Source organism: Oxalicibacterium sp. (assembly GCF_057353965.1).
In genome coordinates, this window is sequence record NZ_JBMQZD010000005.1 from 178,767 (window position 1) to 194,462 (window position 15,696).

19 protein-coding genes are annotated in these 15,696 nt (G+C 61.4%); 5 read left to right on the plus strand and 14 right to left on the minus strand.

The annotated features are described in order from the left end of the window. Positions 1 to 8: 8 nt before the first annotated feature. From ACO1VH_RS10445 to gpmA, 8 genes are all read right to left on the minus strand, one after another. Positions 9 to 1,286: a sensor histidine kinase gene (locus tag ACO1VH_RS10445; RefSeq protein WP_486244403.1), complete on the minus strand. Its 1,278-nt coding sequence runs from the start codon at positions 1,284 to 1,286 to the stop codon at positions 9 to 11. Continuing rightward, positions 1,279 to 2,001 carry a response regulator gene (locus tag ACO1VH_RS10450; protein WP_486244404.1) on the minus strand — a complete coding sequence of 241 codons (723 nt, stop codon included), beginning with the start codon at positions 1,999 to 2,001 and terminating at the stop codon, positions 1,279 to 1,281. Before ACO1VH_RS10450 ends, ACO1VH_RS10445 begins: the two co-directional genes overlap by 8 nt. A gap of 65 nt (positions 2,002 to 2,066) precedes the next feature. Beyond that, on the minus strand, positions 2,067 to 2,666 hold the full coding sequence (locus tag ACO1VH_RS10455) for a periplasmic heavy metal sensor (RefSeq protein ID WP_486244405.1): 600 nt from the start codon (positions 2,664 to 2,666) through the stop codon (positions 2,067 to 2,069). A 314-nt stretch (positions 2,667 to 2,980) separates the two neighbouring features. After that, positions 2,981 to 3,307: an antibiotic biosynthesis monooxygenase family protein gene (locus tag ACO1VH_RS10460; RefSeq protein WP_486244406.1), complete on the minus strand. Its 327-nt coding sequence runs from the start codon at positions 3,305 to 3,307 to the stop codon at positions 2,981 to 2,983. A gap of 21 nt (positions 3,308 to 3,328) precedes the next feature. After that, the gene (locus ACO1VH_RS10465; RefSeq protein ID WP_486244407.1) at positions 3,329 to 4,087 is read right to left on the minus strand and encodes a HesA/MoeB/ThiF family protein; all 759 of its coding nucleotides are present in this window, start codon (positions 4,085 to 4,087) and stop codon (positions 3,329 to 3,331) included. 103 nt (positions 4,088 to 4,190) lie between these two features. Next, a complete protein-coding gene (locus ACO1VH_RS10470; RefSeq protein ID WP_486244408.1) occupies positions 4,191 to 5,699 on the minus strand; it encodes a S41 family peptidase in 1,509 nt (502 codons plus the stop codon). 2 nt (positions 5,700 to 5,701) lie between these two features. Beyond that, positions 5,702 to 7,048 (minus strand): murein hydrolase activator EnvC family protein, encoded by a 1,347-nt coding sequence (locus ACO1VH_RS10475; RefSeq protein ID WP_486244409.1) that lies wholly within the window; start codon positions 7,046 to 7,048, stop codon positions 5,702 to 5,704. A gap of 61 nt (positions 7,049 to 7,109) precedes the next feature. Continuing rightward, positions 7,110 to 7,835: a 2,3-diphosphoglycerate-dependent phosphoglycerate mutase gene (gene gpmA / locus ACO1VH_RS10480; RefSeq protein ID WP_486244410.1), complete on the minus strand. Its 726-nt coding sequence runs from the start codon at positions 7,833 to 7,835 to the stop codon at positions 7,110 to 7,112. Positions 7,836 to 7,942: 107 nt separating this feature from the next. Between gpmA and ACO1VH_RS10485 the strand changes: the two genes are divergently transcribed. The 5 genes from ACO1VH_RS10485 (at position 7,943) to ACO1VH_RS10505 (ending at position 10,836) form a co-directional block, all read left to right on the plus strand. Next, a complete protein-coding gene (locus tag ACO1VH_RS10485; RefSeq protein WP_486244411.1) occupies positions 7,943 to 8,344 on the plus strand; it encodes a rhodanese-like domain-containing protein in 402 nt (133 codons plus the stop codon). Positions 8,345 to 8,363: 19 nt separating this feature from the next. Continuing rightward, positions 8,364 to 8,627: a glutaredoxin 3 gene (gene grxC / locus ACO1VH_RS10490; protein ID WP_188420018.1), complete on the plus strand. Its 264-nt coding sequence runs from the start codon at positions 8,364 to 8,366 to the stop codon at positions 8,625 to 8,627. Between the two features lie 64 nt (positions 8,628 to 8,691). After that, positions 8,692 to 9,186 (plus strand): protein-export chaperone SecB, encoded by a 495-nt coding sequence (secB, locus tag ACO1VH_RS10495; RefSeq protein WP_486244412.1) that lies wholly within the window; start codon positions 8,692 to 8,694, stop codon positions 9,184 to 9,186. 58 nt (positions 9,187 to 9,244) lie between these two features. Next, complete coding sequence (locus ACO1VH_RS10500; protein ID WP_486244413.1) at positions 9,245 to 9,712, plus strand: SH3 domain-containing protein; 468 nt, start codon at positions 9,245 to 9,247, stop codon at positions 9,710 to 9,712. A 128-nt stretch (positions 9,713 to 9,840) separates the two neighbouring features. Then, a complete protein-coding gene (locus ACO1VH_RS10505) occupies positions 9,841 to 10,836 on the plus strand; it encodes an NAD(P)H-dependent glycerol-3-phosphate dehydrogenase (RefSeq protein ID WP_486244414.1) in 996 nt (331 codons plus the stop codon). 32 nt (positions 10,837 to 10,868) lie between these two features. On the opposite strand, the gene ACO1VH_RS10510 is transcribed toward ACO1VH_RS10505, so the two are convergent. From ACO1VH_RS10510 to ACO1VH_RS10535, 6 genes are all read right to left on the minus strand, one after another. Further along, a complete protein-coding gene (locus ACO1VH_RS10510) occupies positions 10,869 to 11,198 on the minus strand; it encodes a cupin domain-containing protein (protein ID WP_486244415.1) in 330 nt (109 codons plus the stop codon). Positions 11,199 to 11,340: 142 nt separating this feature from the next. Beyond that, on the minus strand, positions 11,341 to 11,583 hold the full coding sequence (locus tag ACO1VH_RS10515) for a hypothetical protein (protein WP_486244416.1): 243 nt from the start codon (positions 11,581 to 11,583) through the stop codon (positions 11,341 to 11,343). Positions 11,584 to 11,613: 30 nt separating this feature from the next. Then, positions 11,614 to 11,814, minus strand: a complete 201-nt coding sequence (locus ACO1VH_RS10520; RefSeq protein ID WP_486244417.1) for a hypothetical protein — start codon at positions 11,812 to 11,814, stop codon at positions 11,614 to 11,616. Between the two features lie 96 nt (positions 11,815 to 11,910). Further along, entirely contained in the window at positions 11,911 to 13,245 is a 1,335-nt protein-coding gene (hslU, locus tag ACO1VH_RS10525) for an ATP-dependent protease ATPase subunit HslU (RefSeq protein ID WP_486244418.1), read from the minus strand. A gap of 17 nt (positions 13,246 to 13,262) precedes the next feature. Continuing rightward, positions 13,263 to 13,799, minus strand: a complete 537-nt coding sequence (gene hslV, locus ACO1VH_RS10530; protein ID WP_486244419.1) for an ATP-dependent protease subunit HslV — start codon at positions 13,797 to 13,799, stop codon at positions 13,263 to 13,265. A 192-nt stretch (positions 13,800 to 13,991) separates the two neighbouring features. Beyond that, on the minus strand, positions 13,992 to 15,488 hold the full coding sequence (locus ACO1VH_RS10535; RefSeq protein ID WP_486244420.1) for a hypothetical protein: 1,497 nt from the start codon (positions 15,486 to 15,488) through the stop codon (positions 13,992 to 13,994). Positions 15,489 to 15,696 lie beyond the last annotated feature (208 nt).

Sequence of the window (15,696 nt, forward strand, 5' to 3'; positions counted from 1 at the left end):
AATGTTCTTCAGCGCGGCAGCGTGACGACGAAGCAGCTGCCGCGGCCGTGGCGATCCGTGCAGAGGACGTCGCCGCCATGGCGACGCGCGATCTGCCTGACCAGCGCCAGGCCCAGCCCGACACCGCCTTCGCGTTCGCTGGCGCCGGGCAGCCGATAGAACGGCTCGAAGATTTTTTCGCGCTCGGCCGGCGGCACGCCGGGGCCTTCGTCGCAAATCTGCAGAGCTACCGTATTCCCCGCCATGGCAAGCGATGCCGTGATCGGCGTGCCGCCGCCGTAGCGGCGCGCATTTTCCAGCAGGTTGCGCACCAGCCTGCGCAGCAGCCGCGCATCGCCTTTCACTTCGACCGCTTCCGCATCCAGTACAGCGTCGACGCGTGCACATTCCTCGGCAACCAGCGCCGTCAGGTCGATCTTCTCGAACGCCATCGTCGTTTCCGCCGTAGCATCGAGCCGGCTGGCGAGCAGGATTTCGTCGATCAGCTGATCGAGTTCGGCGATGTTGTGCGCCAGCTCGTCGCGCATCGCCGGTTCGACAGAAGGCGATGCCAGCTCCAGCGCCATCCGGATGCGCGCCAGCGGCGAACGCAGTTCGTGCGATGCATTTGCCAGCAATGCCTTCTGTGCATTGACCAGTTCCTCGATGCGTGCCGCCGAGCGGTTGAAGCTGGTTGCCAAGCGCGCGATTTCATCCTTGCCTTCGACCGCAATACGCGTCGACAACTGGCCGGCACCCAGCGCTTCCACGCTGGTCTGTAGACGTTCGAGGCGGCGCGTCAGGCGGCGCACGATCGGATAGGCGCCGATGCCGGTGGCAAGGCAGATCATCGCCAGCGCGGCGAACAGGTTGATCGGCGGACCGCGCCGTCCGCGTATCTGGCCGACCAGCCAGCGGTCATCCGGCAGCTTGACGGCGAATACCGGCGGACCGCCGTCCAGCCAGCCGCTGGTGGTTTGCGTCGGCTCCAGTGGCGGCAGCGGCCGGCCGACCGCAGCAATCTCTTCGCGTTGCGCCGAGTACAGCGTGAGATCGGCGCGCATGCGGTTGCGCCAGCGTTCCAGCGCTTCCTGCTGCGTGGCGTTGTCGGCGTCGGCCGGCGGCAGCACATCGGCGGCGATGGCGGCGAACGATTCGAGGTTGGGGCCGATCTGGCGTGATTCGGTATTCAGTCGCCAGGCCCAGGCAAACAGCAGTGCTGCGACCACGATGCTGACCAGTACCGCGACGTAGATGCGGATGTAAAGCCGGTTCGGCCAGAACGAGCGTGCGGTCATGTCAGACATCCTGCGCCTTGGCGAATACGTAGCCGGCGCCGCGCACGGTGATGATGCGTTTGGGTTGTTTCGGATCGTCTTCGATGGCGGCGCGCAAGCGACCGATGTGGACGTCGATCGAGCGGTCGAAGGCTTCCAGCGGTTCGCCTTTTACCGCATCCATCAACTGCTCGCGCGAAAGCACGCGGCCGGCGCGTTCGGCCATTGCGGCCAGCAGGTTGAATTGATAGGAGGTGACGGGTTTTTCCTGATCATCGACACGAATGACGCGCGCGTCCAGATCGATTTCCAGGCGACCGAAGCGCAATGTGCGCTGCGTATCGCTCGCGGGGGCGGGTACACCTTGCTGCCGGCGCAGCACGGCGCGCAGGCGCGCCAGCAGCTCGCGCGGTTCGAAGGGTTTGGGGACGTAATCGTCGGCGCCGATTTCTAGGCCGATCACGCGATCCATCGGATCGCCCTTGGCGGTCAGCATCACGATCGGCAATGTATTCAGCGGCGCGGGAAGCGCGCGAATCTGGCGGCATACGTCGAGGCCGTTGGCATCGGGCAGCATCAGGTCCAGCAGCACGACGTTGAATGCCGGTTCGGCCTGCTGCAATTGCTGCAAGCCGTCTGCGGCGGTGCCGCTGTGGTGCACGTCGAAATCGTTCTGTCCCAGATAGGTGGCGACCATCGCCGCGAGGCGCTGGTCGTCTTCGATCATCAGTAGGCGTTGGCTCATGGGCGTAGTGTAACGCGGCGCCTCGCCTTCCCGGAAAGAGAAGGCGAGGCGTTGGTCATGCAGCGTTACTGTGCTGCGCCGTCATGCATCTTGCCGTCGTGGTGGCGCGGGCCGTGGCCGTGACCGTGACGGAAGTGATGGCGATGCTTGGCCAGTTTTTCTGCCGCGGCGACGCGCTGTGCCGGCGTCAGCACTTCGGCCGCATCGGCAAACGACTTGGTGACGATGCGCGAACGCTGGTCGGCCAGTTGCTGGTTTGCCTGGCGTGCTTTTTCCAGTGCGTTGCGATCGATGGTTGGCTGCGACAGCAGTTTCATCTCGTCGGCGCGTACGGCGCGTAGTTTTTCATTCAACGGACGCAGCTGCTCGAAATTGGCCTTGGCGATGGCAGACAGCTTGGTCTTCTGTTCCGCCGTCGCATCCGGCACCAGGCGTTCGATCATGCGTTGCGTGCGTTTCTCCGCTTTTTCCGGGCTCATGCGGGTGTGCTTCCCGTCATGTTTCTGTGCGGTTGCTTGCGGTGCGGACTGCGAAGCCGTCGTGTCGGCCGCCTGGCTGATGCCGGACAGCGACAATGCGCCGATCAGGGCGGCCGTAACGCCAGCCAGCACCATACGGTTGCGTGCTGGGGAAGTGGTGCGGATCGTGGTGATTTGCTTGTTCATATGAAGCTCCTTTCGATGTCTCCCGCAAGTCGAGCGGGCATGTCGTTACTGTAGGAGCGCTCTGTTGCCGATACGCTTGCGATCGGTAAAGTTGTGTAAAGCACGGTAACGACTTGTTGGAATAGGGCATCCACTTATTTGGGCGAATGGCTGCGTGGCAGAGGCGCCATGGCGGTTTTTCGCGGGATGGAACGCCGGGTGGCCCGCAAAATTTCGGAAACCGGCAGGTTATGGCGACGAACGAGGGTTCAGGGAAGCGATGCATGTGCAATGAAGTCGGCGTCTTCGTTGCCGGTATGCGGCAGATGATGTGGTCAGCCCGATTTGCGGGCAAGCGGATGGTCGATTCCGGCATCGCCATATGTGCGCAGTACCTGCGAGATGACGACCTGATAGCCATGCAGCCATTTTTCCTGCGCAGCCTTTGCCTCGAGATGCTTTGGATGTTGCATCAGCATCTGCAGGGATTCCAGCGATTCCCAGTAATACACGTTCGATACCAGGCCAGTGTCGGGGTTTTGCCAGGTTTCTTCGCCAAGATAGCCGGGGATGTTTTTGGCTATCTCTGCGATGGCCTGATCCAGGCGATGAAATGTATCGTCGTACTGCCCCGGGGCAAAGGTGAAGGTCGACGTGTACATGGCGGCTTCAGATCGCGCAGATCAATGCACGTGGCCGCAGACGCTGCAGGTCGGATTGCGGGCGATGCGAATGCTGCTCCATTCCATCGCACGTGCATCGAGCAGCAGCAGGCGTCCGGCCAGCGGTTCGCCGATGCCGGCGACCAGTTTCAGCGCTTCGGCCGCCTGCATGCTGCCGATGATGCCGACCAGCGGCGCGAACACGCCCATCGTGCCGCAATTGACTTCCTCGAACTGCTGGTCTTCCGGGAACAGGCAGGCATAGCATGGCCAGTCGCCGCCGATGCCACGCGGATCGAACACGCTGATCTGACCGTCGAAGCGGACTGCCGCGCCGGATACCAGCGGCACGCGATTGGCGACGCAGGCGCGGTTGACGGCATGGCGCGTGGCGAAGTTGTCGCAGCAGTCCAGCACGACCGAAGCCTTGCTCACCAGTTCGTTGAGCCGATCGCCCGACACGCGTTCCTTCAATGCGACGATTTCGACGGTCGGATTGATGTCTGTCAGCGTCTGTTTGCCCGATGCGACCTTGTCCTGTCCGACGCGTTCGGTTGTATGCAGGATCTGGCGTTGCAGGTTGGTCAGGTCGACAGTATCGTCGTCGACCAGCGTGATAGTGCCGAGTCCAGCGGATGCCAGATACATCGCTGCAGGCGAACCGAGGCCGCCGGCGCCGATGATCAAGGCGTGTCCGGCCAGCAGTTTTTCCTGGCCGGCGATGTCGATTTCGTCGAGCAGGATATGGCGGGAGTAGCGCAGCAGCTGTTGATCGTTCATGGATTTCGTTTACTCATTCGTACGTCTGTGCATTTAACGTGATCGCGTACGCTGTAATCAAAAGAGCCGCATCGCTGCGGCTCTTTTCTATCGGTTGTCGCGATTACTTCTTGTCGCCTTTTTCGTCGCCCTTGGTGCCTTTGTCGGCGGGCTTGTCACTGCCTTTTTCACCATTCTTCGGATCGTTGATGCTCGGTTCCTTCTTGGTTTCGATCTTGGCGGATTTCGACAGCGTCACCGGTTTGCCCTGCAGGAAATTCAGCGCCTGCTGCAGCTGGAAGTCGTCCGCGCTGCCGAATTCCAGCGGCTTGCGTTTCTTCTCCATGTCGAGCAGTCGCTGCTCTTCCGCCGGCGTGTCGATCTCGGCATGGACTTCCGGGCCTTTGTCCTTGTCGTTGATCAGATGCTTCTGCAGATCGGCTTCGCGCAGACGCAGGCCGTCGAGGCCGTCGCCATCTGCGGTTTCATCGACCAGCATGTCGGGCACGATGCCGCGCGCCTGGATCGAGCGGCCGTTCGGAGTGTAGTAGCGCGCCGTCGTCAACTTGACTGCGGTATCCGGCGACAACTGGCGGATCGTCTGTACCGAACCCTTGCCGAAGGTTTGCGTGCCCATGATGGTGGCACGCTTGTAATCCTGCAGGGCGCCCGACACGATTTCGGAAGCGGATGCCGAACCGGAGTTCACCAGTACGACCATCGGAATCTTCTTGATCGCATCCGGCAGCTTGGCCAGCGGATCGCCGACCATGCGCGTCGCATAGAATTCGCGGCGTGCGTAGAAGGTCTGCTTGGAATCCGGCAATTGGCCGTTGGTCGACGTCACCACGACATCCTTGGGCAGGAAGGCTGCCGCCACGCCGATCGCGCCCGGCAGCACGCCGCCCGGGTCGTTACGCAGGTCGAGCACCAGGCCTTTCAGATTCGGATCTTCGGCGTACAGCATGGCGATCTTCTTCGCCATGTCGTCGACGGTCGGTTCCTGGAATTGCGAGATGCGCAGCCATGCGTAGCCGGGCTGCACCATCTTGGCCTTGACACTCTGCACGCGGATTTCCTGACGCACGATCGTTACGATGACCGGCTTGTCGACATCCTTGCGGGCGATCGTCAGCGTGATCTTGGTATTCGGTTCGCCGCGCATGCGCTTGACGGCTTCGTCCAGCGTCATGCCCTTGACCGGCGTCGAATCCAGGCGCGTGATCAGGTCGCCAGCCTTGATGCCGGCGCGGTAGGCAGGGGAATCCTCGATCGGCGAGATGACTTTTACATAACCGTCTTCCATGCCGACCTCGATGCCGAGGCCGACGAACTTGCCTTGCGTGCCTTCGCGCAGTTCCTTGAATGCCTTTTTATCAAGATAGGCCGAGTGCGGATCGAGCGACGAGACCATGCCGGAAATGGCTTCGGTCAGCAGTTTCTTGTCGTCGACCGGTTCGACGTAGTCGGATTTGATCAGGCCGAACACATCGGCCAGCTGGCGCAATTCGTTCAGCGGCAGTGTCGAGCCGGCATTTTTCTGGGCGATTGCGTCCAGTTGTGTACCCATCCCGATCGCGCCGACAATCATGCCGAAGCCAACCAGTGCGATATTCTTGAGTTTCATTCCCATGTTCACCTGATATTTACCCAACCGAGCGGGTCGAACGCACGGCCATCATGCCGCATTTCAAAGTATAAACCCGATTGATCGTTGCCGCCGCTGTTGCCGGTGCCGGCAATCACGTCGCCGGCGCGCACTGCATCGCCGGCGCGCTTGAAGACGGACTGGTTGTTGCCGTAGATCGTCAGGTAATGGCTGCCGTGATCGATGATGATCAGGTTGCCGAAGCCGCGCAACCAGTCGGCGAAGACGACGCGGCCATTGGCCACGGCCTTGACTTCGGTACCTTCCGGCGCGCGGATGAACAGACCTTTCCACGGCGGGCCGTCGCCGCGTTTGCTGCCGTAGCGCGCGATCAGGTCGCCGGCGATCGGCAGCCGCAGCTTGCCGCGCAGCGCGGGGAAGGCACCATCCTGCATGCCGGGCACTGGTGTTAGTTCGTTGCGGGCCAGCGCTTCTGCGGGCTGTTCTTCCGGCGGTTCGTCGTCCTCGATGGCATCAGGATTGGTCTGCTTGTTCTGCGCCAGACGGCGTTCGCGTTCAGCCTTGGCACGCGCGGCGCGTTCCCGCCTTGCCTGTTCGCGTTTCTTGGCAGCGGCCGCTGCGGCACGCTTTTGTTCAGCGATCAGGGAGGTCAGCTTGTCCACCAGCGTCGACAGCCGGCGCTCGTTGCGCGCGATGTTGCCAGCTTCCTTGCGTTGCGCGGCCAGTTTGTTCGACAGCGTCGACAGCAGCGCGGCACGCTGCGTCTTCTGCTTTTGCAGGATGGCGTGCTGGTTGCGTGCCTCGGCGGCGATTTCGTCCAGTTCGGCCTTGGCGTTCTGCACTTCGACCTGTTTTTCTTCCAGCTTGTGCAGGTTGGCGCGCAGCGATTCGATCAGCTCGGCCTGCGCGCGCGACACATAGCCCATGTATTGCAGTTCGCGATTGATGCGGTTGGGATTGTCGCCCGACAGCAGCAGCTTGATGCGATCCTCGTTGCCGGCGACATACTGGTCGCGCAGCAGAGACGCGAGCTGGCCCTGTTGCGATTCGACCGTCTTTTGCAGCTCCGTCATCTGTTTCGACAGTTCGTCGAGCTTGGCCTGCGTCTGTTTCTGTTCGCCCGCCAGCTCGCGCAGATCGCGCTTGGCATCGGAAATCGCGGCTTCGGATTCCGCCAGTGCATCGGCGGCGTCGCTCTTGGCGCTTTCGGTCTTGTCGATGCTGCGCTTGAGTTCGTTCAGCTTCTGCCGCAGATCGGCGCGTTCGGCTTCAGCCGCCTTTTTCTGCCTGCTGCGGTCGGTTTCCTTTTGTGCGTGCGCAGCCGGCAGCGCCAACGCCAGCATGACCGACGTCAGCAGGACAAGCGAACGCATGGAGCGGAAGCGGCGCGGAAAACGAATGAAATGCGGAATCTGCACAAATTCGGTTGCGGAATCAGCGGGCCTGAGCGGCGGCCGGCGTTGCCGCCGGTTCGCCGAGATAGTAGTGGCGGATCGGCTTCAGGTTGGCGTCGAGTTCGTAGACGATGGGACGACCGTTCGGAATGTTGAGCGAGACGATGTCCTTGTCGCTGATGTCGTCCAGCACCTTGATCAGCGCACGCAGGCTGTTGCCGTGTGCCGAGATGATGACGTTCTTGCCCGAGCGGATTTGCGGTGCAATCGTGTCGTTCCAGTAGGGGATGACGCGTTCGACCGTGTCTTTCAGGCATTCGCCGAGCGGAATCTCGCTGCGGTCGAGATGGGCATAGCGCGGATCGTCGTACGAGGTGCGCGGATCGTCGGCTTCCAGCAGCTTGGGCGGGATGTCGAAGCTGCGACGCCATTGCATGACCTTGTCGGCGCCATACTGGGCGGCGGTTTCTGCCTTGTTCATGCCTTGCAGCGCGCCGTAGTGGCGCTCGTTGAGGCGCCAGTGGCAGACGACCGGAATCCACATCAGATCCATTTCGTCGAGCGCAATCCACAGCGTGCGGATCGCGCGTTTCAGCATTGACGAATAGGCCAGATCGAAGGTGAATCCCGCTTCGCGCAGCAGTTCGCCGGCGTGCCTTGCTTCTGCGCAGCCTTTTTCCGTCAAATCGACATCTGCCCATCCGGTGAAGCGATTATCGAGATTCCATGTGGACTCGCCGTGGCGCATCAATACGATTTTGTACATGGTTCTGGTAAGGGTAGATATGGGTTTTTGATGCAAAATGCCGAATCCGAATTGTAGCCGGCCTTCTATTTTATAATGCCGGGATTCATTCAACCCAGTAGGACACCGTGAAATTCATCATCGACAATATTTTTCTGATCGCCCTGGCACTGATTTCGGGCGGCGCCTTGTTGGTCACTTCATTGCAGCGCATGGGTGCGAAAGTTACCGCGTTGCAAGCTACGCAACTGCTGAATCAAGGGAAGACCGTGGTTGTTGACGTGCGTTCCGCCGAAGAGTTCGCGGCGGGCCACATTCGCGATGCAAAAAACATCCCGCTGAAGGAGCTGAAAAGCCGTACCGGCGAGCTGGAAAAATTCAAGGAGCGCCCGGTGATCGTGGTATGCGACAAGGGCTTGCAATCGAACAGGGCGACCGCACTTCTGAAGAAGGAAGGTTTCAAGGACGCGGCGGCGCTGCTGGGCGGCATGGACGGCTGGCAAACGCAGGGCCTGCCGATCAGCAAATAAGGAACAGGTAGAAATCATCATGACTGCGCATGTGACGATGTACAGCACGGGCGTGTGCCCGTATTGCCTGATGGCCGAGCGTCTGCTGAAGGCCAAGGGCGTGGCGGAGATCGAAAAGATTCGCGTCGACCTGCAACCCGAACTGCGCGCCGCCATGATGGAAAAGACCGGCCGCCGCACGGTGCCGCAGATCTACATCGGCGACACGCATGTCGGCGGCTTCGACGATCTGAGCGCGCTGGACCGCGCCGGCAAGCTGGATGGCCTGCTGCAAGGCGCCTGATTCCCACATTTCAATATCCGGCGGGCGCAAGCCCGCTTTCTTCAATCCTCGATGAAAGTGCCTCATGGCTGACGACAAACAACCCGTATTCCAGATCCAGCGTATCTACCTGAAGGACATGTCGCTGGAGCAACCGAACTCCCCGGCGATTTTCCTGGAACAGGAAAACCCGTCGATCGAGGTCGCGGTCGACGTCGGTGCGCAGCCGGTGGCTGAAGGCATCGTCGAATCCACGGTGACGATCACCGTGACCGCCAAGATTCAGGATAAGGTCGCTTTCCTCGTCGAGGGCAAGCAGGCCGGCATTTTCGAAGTGCGCAACATCCCGGAAGAGCAGCTCGATCCGCTGCTCGGCATCGGCTGCCCGAACATCATCTATCCGTATCTGCGTGCCAATATCGCCGACGTCATCACGCGTGCCGGCTTCCCGCCCGTGCATCTGAGCGAAGTCAATTTTGAGGTGTTCTACCAGCAGCGCCTGGAAGCCTTCGCACGCCAGCAGCAGGAACAGAATGGCGCCGGCATCGTCATGGCCGACGGCTCCGCCGCCAAGCATTGATTGCATGCGGCGCTTGCGTATGATGCAAGCGCCGCTTCATCGATCGTGGAGTGATCGCATGAAAACATCCGTTTTCCTGACGACTGGCATCAAGGGCGCGCTGTGCATGTTGTGCGGCATGGCGTTTGCTGCCAGTGCCTCTGCTGCCAATTACCGTTCGGTAGGCGACGATCCGGCCGTCATGTACAACGCGCCGTCGGAGCGCGGCCGCAAGGTCTTCATCGCGCCGCGCGGCATGCCGGTCGAGGTTATCCTGAATCAGGACGGCTGGACCAAGGTACGCGATGCGACCGGCGATCTGTCATGGATGCAGAGCAAGGCGTTGACGACGAAGCGCAATGTCGTCGTGACGGCCGCCAGCGCGACAATCCGCGCGGCGCCGGCAGAGACTGCCGCCACGGTGGCGACGGCGGAAAAGAATGTGCTGCTCGAATGGCAGGCTGCCGCCGCCGCCGGATGGGTCAAGGTTCGCCATCAGGACGGCACCAGCGGATACGTCAAGGCGAGCGAGGTCTGGGGTGAATGAATGATTCGCGACACATTCATTCGCGGCACATTCGCAGATGATGCGGTGCCGTTTCGTATTCGCTGCCAGCCGTCGGCGTTGTCTTCCCGGTTTCTTTCACGAGGTAATTCGTTGATCCTATCCATCGCATGAAGATCACCATTCTGGGCGCGGGCGCGTGGGGAACGGCGCTGGCCATTTCGCTGGCCGACCGCCACGACGTCGTACTGTGGGGACGTGAAGAAGACACCATGCGGCGCGCGCAGGCCAGTCGTGAAAACGCGGCTTATCTGCCGGGCTTTCCGCTGCCGGCAGCGCTGTCGCTGACGTCGGATTTCGATGCCGCCGTTGCGCATGCCGGAACGGACGGCCTGCTGCTGGCGGCAACATCGTTGTCCGGCCTGCGGCCGACCGTCACGCGGCTGCAGGGACGGCAGATTCCGAACGTCGTCTGGCTGTGCAAGGGCTTCGAAGAGCAGACGCATCTGTTGCCGCATCAGGTGGTGCGCGAGGTGCTGGGAAGCGCTGTGCCGGCAGGCGTGTTGTCCGGCCCGTCGTTTGCGCAGGAAGTGGCGCGCGGACTGCCGTGTGCGCTGACGATTGCCTCCGAGGACGAAGTCTTGCGCGACCGCACGATTGCTGCCGTTCATGGCGGCAATATCCGGCTCTATTCGACCGATGACGTGATTGGCGTCGAAGTCGGCGGTGCCGTGAAGAACATCCTGGCGATCGCCACCGGCATCGTTGATGGCATGGGACTGGGAATGAATGCGCGCGCCGCGCTGATCACGCGTGGTCTGGCCGAGATCGTGCGGCTCGGCGTGGCGCTGGGCGGACGCGCGGAAACCTTTACCGGCCTGACCGGCATGGGCGATCTGATCCTGACCTGCACCGGCGACCTGTCGCGCAATCGCCGAGTCGGTCTAGGGCTGGCGCAAGGAAAACGGCTGGAGCAGATCGTCGAAGAGCTGGGACACGTGGCCGAAGGTGTGCGTTGCGCGCAGACGGTACGCGAACTGGCGCAGCAGCACGGTATCGATATGCCGATTGCGCATGCAGTGGCGGCCGTGCTGTTCGACGGCGTGTCGCCGGCCGAGATGGTCGGCCGTCTGCTGTCGCGTGGTCCGCGCGACGAAAACGCCTAGCGAAAAACATCTGACTGAAACCGTTGCCGCGTTCAGTGCGGCAGCAGCAGCGTCAGCAAGACGGACGTGTCTTCCACCGCATGCAGCGCATGCGGTTCTCCTCCTGCCAGATAGACCAGTTCGCCGGCACGCAGCGTCTGCGTCTTTTGATGCGCGTGCAATTCGACCGCGCCTTCCAGGCACTGTATCGTGAGCGGTCCGTGCACCGCATGCTCGGGCATGCCCTTGCCGCGCGGCAGTACCAGCCGCATCAGTTCGAGCTGCGGCGTCTTGAACAAGGCATTGGAAACGGCGTTGGAAATACGCGGCCCCAGAGGGCGGACGTCAATCAATTCCCCGGATGTTGCGTGCGGCAGAGCCATCGTGTTCTCCTCGGCGTTCGTTCCGGTGTGCGGCGCCAGCGCGCCGTGCGGGATGCGACGCGTCTTTTATAGCAATAAACCGGGGATCGATCAATCGATGGAGGGTTGCGCTACGGCATGGCGATGATGCCGGTCTGCCGTTTCATTCGTCGTCCGGTTCCGGCAGTTTCGACAGCTTTTTACCGAGCTGGCGTTTCTGTTCCTGACGGATGCCGGAGGCCGATTTGCGATGCGGGCCGGCTGCGCGCTGCAGTGCCGGCGCTACCAGCGGATTGCGCGGCTTCAGGGCTTTTTGCGAAGGCTCGATGCGGATGGTCATCTTCTGCCGCTTGGCGAGTGCCTTGTTGGCCATGATGATGAGAAGAATGCCGGGATGAAAAAACAACGGCACCGCGATGGGTGCCGTTTGCGTGGATCAGGCGTTTGCGCACGCTGCTGTTTTTGCCTTGCCGCCGCTCATGTCCAGCATCAGCATGGCTTGCAGTTCCGGGCTTTTTGACTGGTCTGCAGCTTCGTTGCTGTAGGTGGATGCATATAACGTCTCTGCCGTGCTGCGTTCGACGCCTTTTTCAACCAGGGCGTCGACCCAGCGCTTTTGCCAGTAGTAGGCGCTCATCTCTTCTTCCTTTCCTTGTCTCTGTACCCATTCTTCCATCCGCTACCTGCGCAGGCCGGCGGATAGTTTGCGTCGCTATTATAGCGCCCGTCTCGTTTACAGCACGTAACGCGACAGGTCTTCGTCGACCGCCAGTGCGCCCAGTCGCGCGTCGACATAGGCGGCGTCGATGGTCAGCGTTTTGTCGGCGCTTTCGCTGGCGGAAAACGAGATTTCTTCCAGCAATTTCTCCATCACCGTGTACAGCCGGCGCGCGCCGATGTTTTCGGTCTTTTCGTTGACCGAGTAGGCGATCTCCGCCAGGCGTTTGATGCCGTCCGGCGCGAATTCGAGCTTCACGTCCTCGGTGCCGATCAGCGCTTCGTACTGGCGCGTCAGGCAGGCGTCGGTGCCGGTCAGGATGCGTTCGAAGTCGGCGATCGACAGCGATTCCAGTTCGACGCGGATCGGGAAGCGTCCCTGCAGTTCCGGAATCAGGTCCGACGGTTTGGCTAGATGGAACGCGCCGGAAGCGATGAACAGGATGTGATCGGTCTTGATCATGCCGTACTTGGTATTGACGGTGGTGCCTTCCACCAGCGGCAGCAGATCGCGCTGCACGCCGGCGCGGGAAACGTCGCCGCCGCCGACTTCCGAGCGCGTGGCGATCTTGTCGATCTCGTCCAGGAAGACGATGCCGTTCTGCTCGACGTTGGCGATCGCCTTCTGTTTCAGCTCGTCGTCGTTAACGAGTTTTGCGGCTTCCTCGTCGATCAGCAGCTTCATTGCTTCGCGGATTTTCACCTTGCGCATCTTCTTGCGATTGCCACCGACGCCGGAAAACATCGACTTGATCTGCTCGGTCATTTCTTCCATGCCGGGCGGCGCCATGATTTCCATCGTCGGCCCGGCTTCGGACAGTTCGATCTCGATTTCGTTGTCGTCCATCGAGCCTTCGCGCAGGCGCTTGCGGAAGGTCTGGCGCGCGGTATTGCCGCTGTCGCCGCTGTTCGGCGTGGAATTGAAGCCGAAGTCGCGCGGTGGGGGCACCAGAATGTCGAGCACACGGTCTTCCGCTGCATCTTCGGCGCGTGCACGTACCTTGCGCGTTTCCGCCTCGCGCGTCTGCTTGATGCCGATGTCGATCAGGTCGCGGATGATGGTGTCAACGTCGCGGCCGACGTAGCCGACCTCGGTGAACTTGGTCGCCTCGATCTTGATGAAGGGCGCATCGGCCAGTTTGGCGAGGCGGCGTGCGATCTCGGTCTTGCCGACGCCGGTCGGGCCGATCATCAGGATGTTCTTCGGCGTGATTTCATGGCGCAGCGGATCGGGCACCTGCTGGCGACGCCAGCGGTTGCGCAAGGCGATGGCGACGGCGCGCTTGGCATTGCCCTGGCCGACGACGTGCTTGTCGAGTTCGGAAACGATTTCCTGGGGAGTCATGTTCATGATGGAATGCTTTCGGATCAGTCCAGTGTTTCGATGATGTGGGACAGGTTCGTGTAGATGCAGAGTTCGCCGGCGATGGTCAGCGATTTCTTGACAATGTCGGCCGGCGGCAGATCGGTGTTCTCGAACAGTGCCTTGGCGGCCGATTGCGCGTAGGTGCCGCCGGAGCCGATTGCGCCGATGCCGTCGTTCGGCTCCAGCACGTCGCCGTTGCCGGTGATGATCAGCGTGCTGTCGCGATCGGCCACCAGCAGCATTGCTTCGAGCCGGCGCAGCATGCGGTCGGTGCGCCAGTCCTTGGCGAGTTCGACCGAGGCTCGCATCAGATTGCCCTGGTGTTTTTCGAGTTTGGCTTCGAAGCGTTCCAGCAGTGTGAAGGCGTCGGCCGTGCCGCCGGCGAAGCCGACCAGGACCTTGCCGTTGTAGACCTTGCGCACCTTGCGTGCAGTGCCTTTCATGACGACGTTGCCGAGGGTGACCTGGCCGTCGCCGCCGAGTGCGACGCTGTTGCCGCGCCGTACCGACAGGATGGTGGTGCCGTGAAATTGTTCCATGCTGGCCTCTGGATGAATGCGCAAGAGACGGTAAATCGGGTCCTTGCCGCGGAAATGATGAAAAAGCGGACGAAAAGTGGGCGAACAAGCGGTTGCGAAACGATCAAAACCGCAGAATGAAGCTGAAGGTTGGGGCGCTCGCCGCGATTGCAAGAGTATCGTGGCAAGCGTACCGCAGGAGCCGGTGGCGCGTCAGGTCTTGCGCGGGACGACGCGGATGATGTCCTTGATGCCCATCACGCCGCACAGCGCCGTGACGAAATGGTTGACGTTGTGCAGTTCGATGACGCGGCCGCTGTTGATCAGCGGTGTCATGCCGCCGAACAGCCAGCCGGCGGCGGTGAAATCCATGCGCGTCAGCTTTGCGCAATCGAGGATGGCCGGGTTGTGCTTGTGTACATGTGCGGTGATGTTCTGCAGCAGCGTTTCATTGCGCGCATCGATCACGGCCGGCATCATGAAACGGTCTTCGGCATCGTCCGTCGTATCCTGCCCGAACGACTCCTCGGTATCGGTGACGACCTTGTCCTGCGGCGATTCGAAGGCCGGCGGCGAGACTTCGAAGGTGACGCAGTAATCGATACTGGTTTCCTCGAATTCGGCTTCGCGGTTCAGCAGTCGCAGCAATTCGAGCAGCAGCAGCCACGGCGCTTCGGTCTCGTCGCGGCGGCCCACGGCGAGGATGGCACGTATCTTGTCTGCCAGTTCGGCGGCGCCGACCAGGATCAGGTTGTGCCCGGATTTCTGCAGCTTCTTCAGCACGCTCAGCAACAGGCCGCAGCCGATCGGATCGACTTCGGCCACGCGCGCGAATTCGAGGCGCAGCACGTTGCTCATCTCGGCCATGTTCTTCAGGCGTTCCAGCTGCTTGACGATGCCGGCATCGAGCTTGGCAGGAAAGGCGACGCCCGGTGTCGAGCCACCGGATTTCGGCGCGGCAGCAGGCGTTTCGGGTTTGCCGCTGTCGATCCAGGCCGGCGGCGACATTTCGAACTTGCCGGCATAGTCGAGTGACAGGTTTTCGAATTTTTCGCGCTGGCCGGTGATCTGGTACAGATCGAACAGCATGCCCCAGACGGTCTGCGGCGTGCTGCCAACGGCATCGTCGGCAATCGCGTGCAGCAGGATGGGTTCGATCATGTCCGTCTGGCCGTTGGCGAACAGGATGGCGGCTTCCTCAATGACGGGCGCCGCTTCCGATGCGGAAATCGCCGGCCGGCCGATCACCGTTTCCGCGCCTAGCAGGAAGGCTGTGCTGGCGCCCATGATGTCGGGTAGTACCGAAGAGTTCTCCGATTCGGCCGGGGTGTCGGTTTTGTTGGCGCCTTTGTCTGTTGGCTTGTCGGTCGTTTTGTCAGCGACTTTCGCGGTCGAGGCGGGCTGGGGTTTGGTTTGCGTCTCGGCAGTTTCCGGGAGCGGAATATTGGTGTTCAGGAACTGGCTGGGTGGGCCGGGCATCGTGTTGCCGCTGAACGGCAGCGGCTTGACGAATTCGGACGACATTTCGGACTCGATCGCATCGATCTTCAGCGCGGTTGCCTGTGCTGCCTTGCGCTGCACCTGCTGCGTCTGCTCGTCGACTTTGGGACGTGCGGTGTTGCCGTCGCGGCGTTTGCGGGTAGCGTCGGATTCGGCGGTCTTGCGTGCCGGCGGGCCGTCCTTTTTCCCGAATAACGAAAAAATCCCCACGTCTGTCCTGATTTGCAACGGTCTGCCGTTGCCGGCGATGCACCGAGTTGATAAGGAAACATCCCGCATGGTCATGCCAGCCTTGCGAGGATGCCGAAGTTCCGCAAAGGTAACACAAGCGGTAGGCCAAAAAACAGCCTGCCACCGTCACGCGGACAATGGCAGGCTCGTTAGTGTAGCCAAAAAACGGCAGTTGGCGATACCGGAA

What these genes read in the sequence shown, in the direction of transcription:
- ACO1VH_RS10445 (WP_486244403.1), bottom strand. Translation starts at nt 1,286, where the DNA reads ATGTCTGACATGACCGCACGCTCGTTCTGGCCGAACCGGCTTTACATC.
- ACO1VH_RS10450 (WP_486244404.1), bottom strand. Translation starts at nt 2,001, where the DNA reads ATGAGCCAACGCCTACTGATGATCGAAGACGACCAGCGCCTCGCGGCG.
- ACO1VH_RS10455 (WP_486244405.1), bottom strand. Translation starts at nt 2,666, where the DNA reads ATGAACAAGCAAATCACCACGATCCGCACCACTTCCCCAGCACGCAAC.
- ACO1VH_RS10460 (WP_486244406.1), bottom strand. Translation starts at nt 3,307, where the DNA reads ATGTACACGTCGACCTTCACCTTTGCCCCGGGGCAGTACGACGATACA.
- ACO1VH_RS10465 (WP_486244407.1), bottom strand. Translation starts at nt 4,087, where the DNA reads ATGAACGATCAACAGCTGCTGCGCTACTCCCGCCATATCCTGCTCGAC.
- ACO1VH_RS10470 (WP_486244408.1), bottom strand. Translation starts at nt 5,699, where the DNA reads ATGGGAATGAAACTCAAGAATATCGCACTGGTTGGCTTCGGCATGATT.
- ACO1VH_RS10475 (WP_486244409.1), bottom strand. Translation starts at nt 7,048, where the DNA reads ATGCGTTCGCTTGTCCTGCTGACGTCGGTCATGCTGGCGTTGGCGCTG.
- gpmA (WP_486244410.1), bottom strand. Translation starts at nt 7,835, where the DNA reads ATGTACAAAATCGTATTGATGCGCCACGGCGAGTCCACATGGAATCTC.
- grxC (WP_188420018.1), top strand. Translation starts at nt 8,364, where the DNA reads ATGACTGCGCATGTGACGATGTACAGCACGGGCGTGTGCCCGTATTGC.
- secB (WP_486244412.1), top strand. Translation starts at nt 8,692, where the DNA reads ATGGCTGACGACAAACAACCCGTATTCCAGATCCAGCGTATCTACCTG.
- ACO1VH_RS10500 (WP_486244413.1), top strand. Translation starts at nt 9,245, where the DNA reads ATGAAAACATCCGTTTTCCTGACGACTGGCATCAAGGGCGCGCTGTGC.
- ACO1VH_RS10505 (WP_486244414.1), top strand. Translation starts at nt 9,841, where the DNA reads ATGAAGATCACCATTCTGGGCGCGGGCGCGTGGGGAACGGCGCTGGCC.
- ACO1VH_RS10510 (WP_486244415.1), bottom strand. Translation starts at nt 11,198, where the DNA reads ATGGCTCTGCCGCACGCAACATCCGGGGAATTGATTGACGTCCGCCCT.
- ACO1VH_RS10520 (WP_486244417.1), bottom strand. Translation starts at nt 11,814, where the DNA reads ATGAGCGCCTACTACTGGCAAAAGCGCTGGGTCGACGCCCTGGTTGAA.
- hslU (WP_486244418.1), bottom strand. Translation starts at nt 13,245, where the DNA reads ATGAACATGACTCCCCAGGAAATCGTTTCCGAACTCGACAAGCACGTC.
- hslV (WP_486244419.1), bottom strand. Translation starts at nt 13,799, where the DNA reads ATGGAACAATTTCACGGCACCACCATCCTGTCGGTACGGCGCGGCAAC.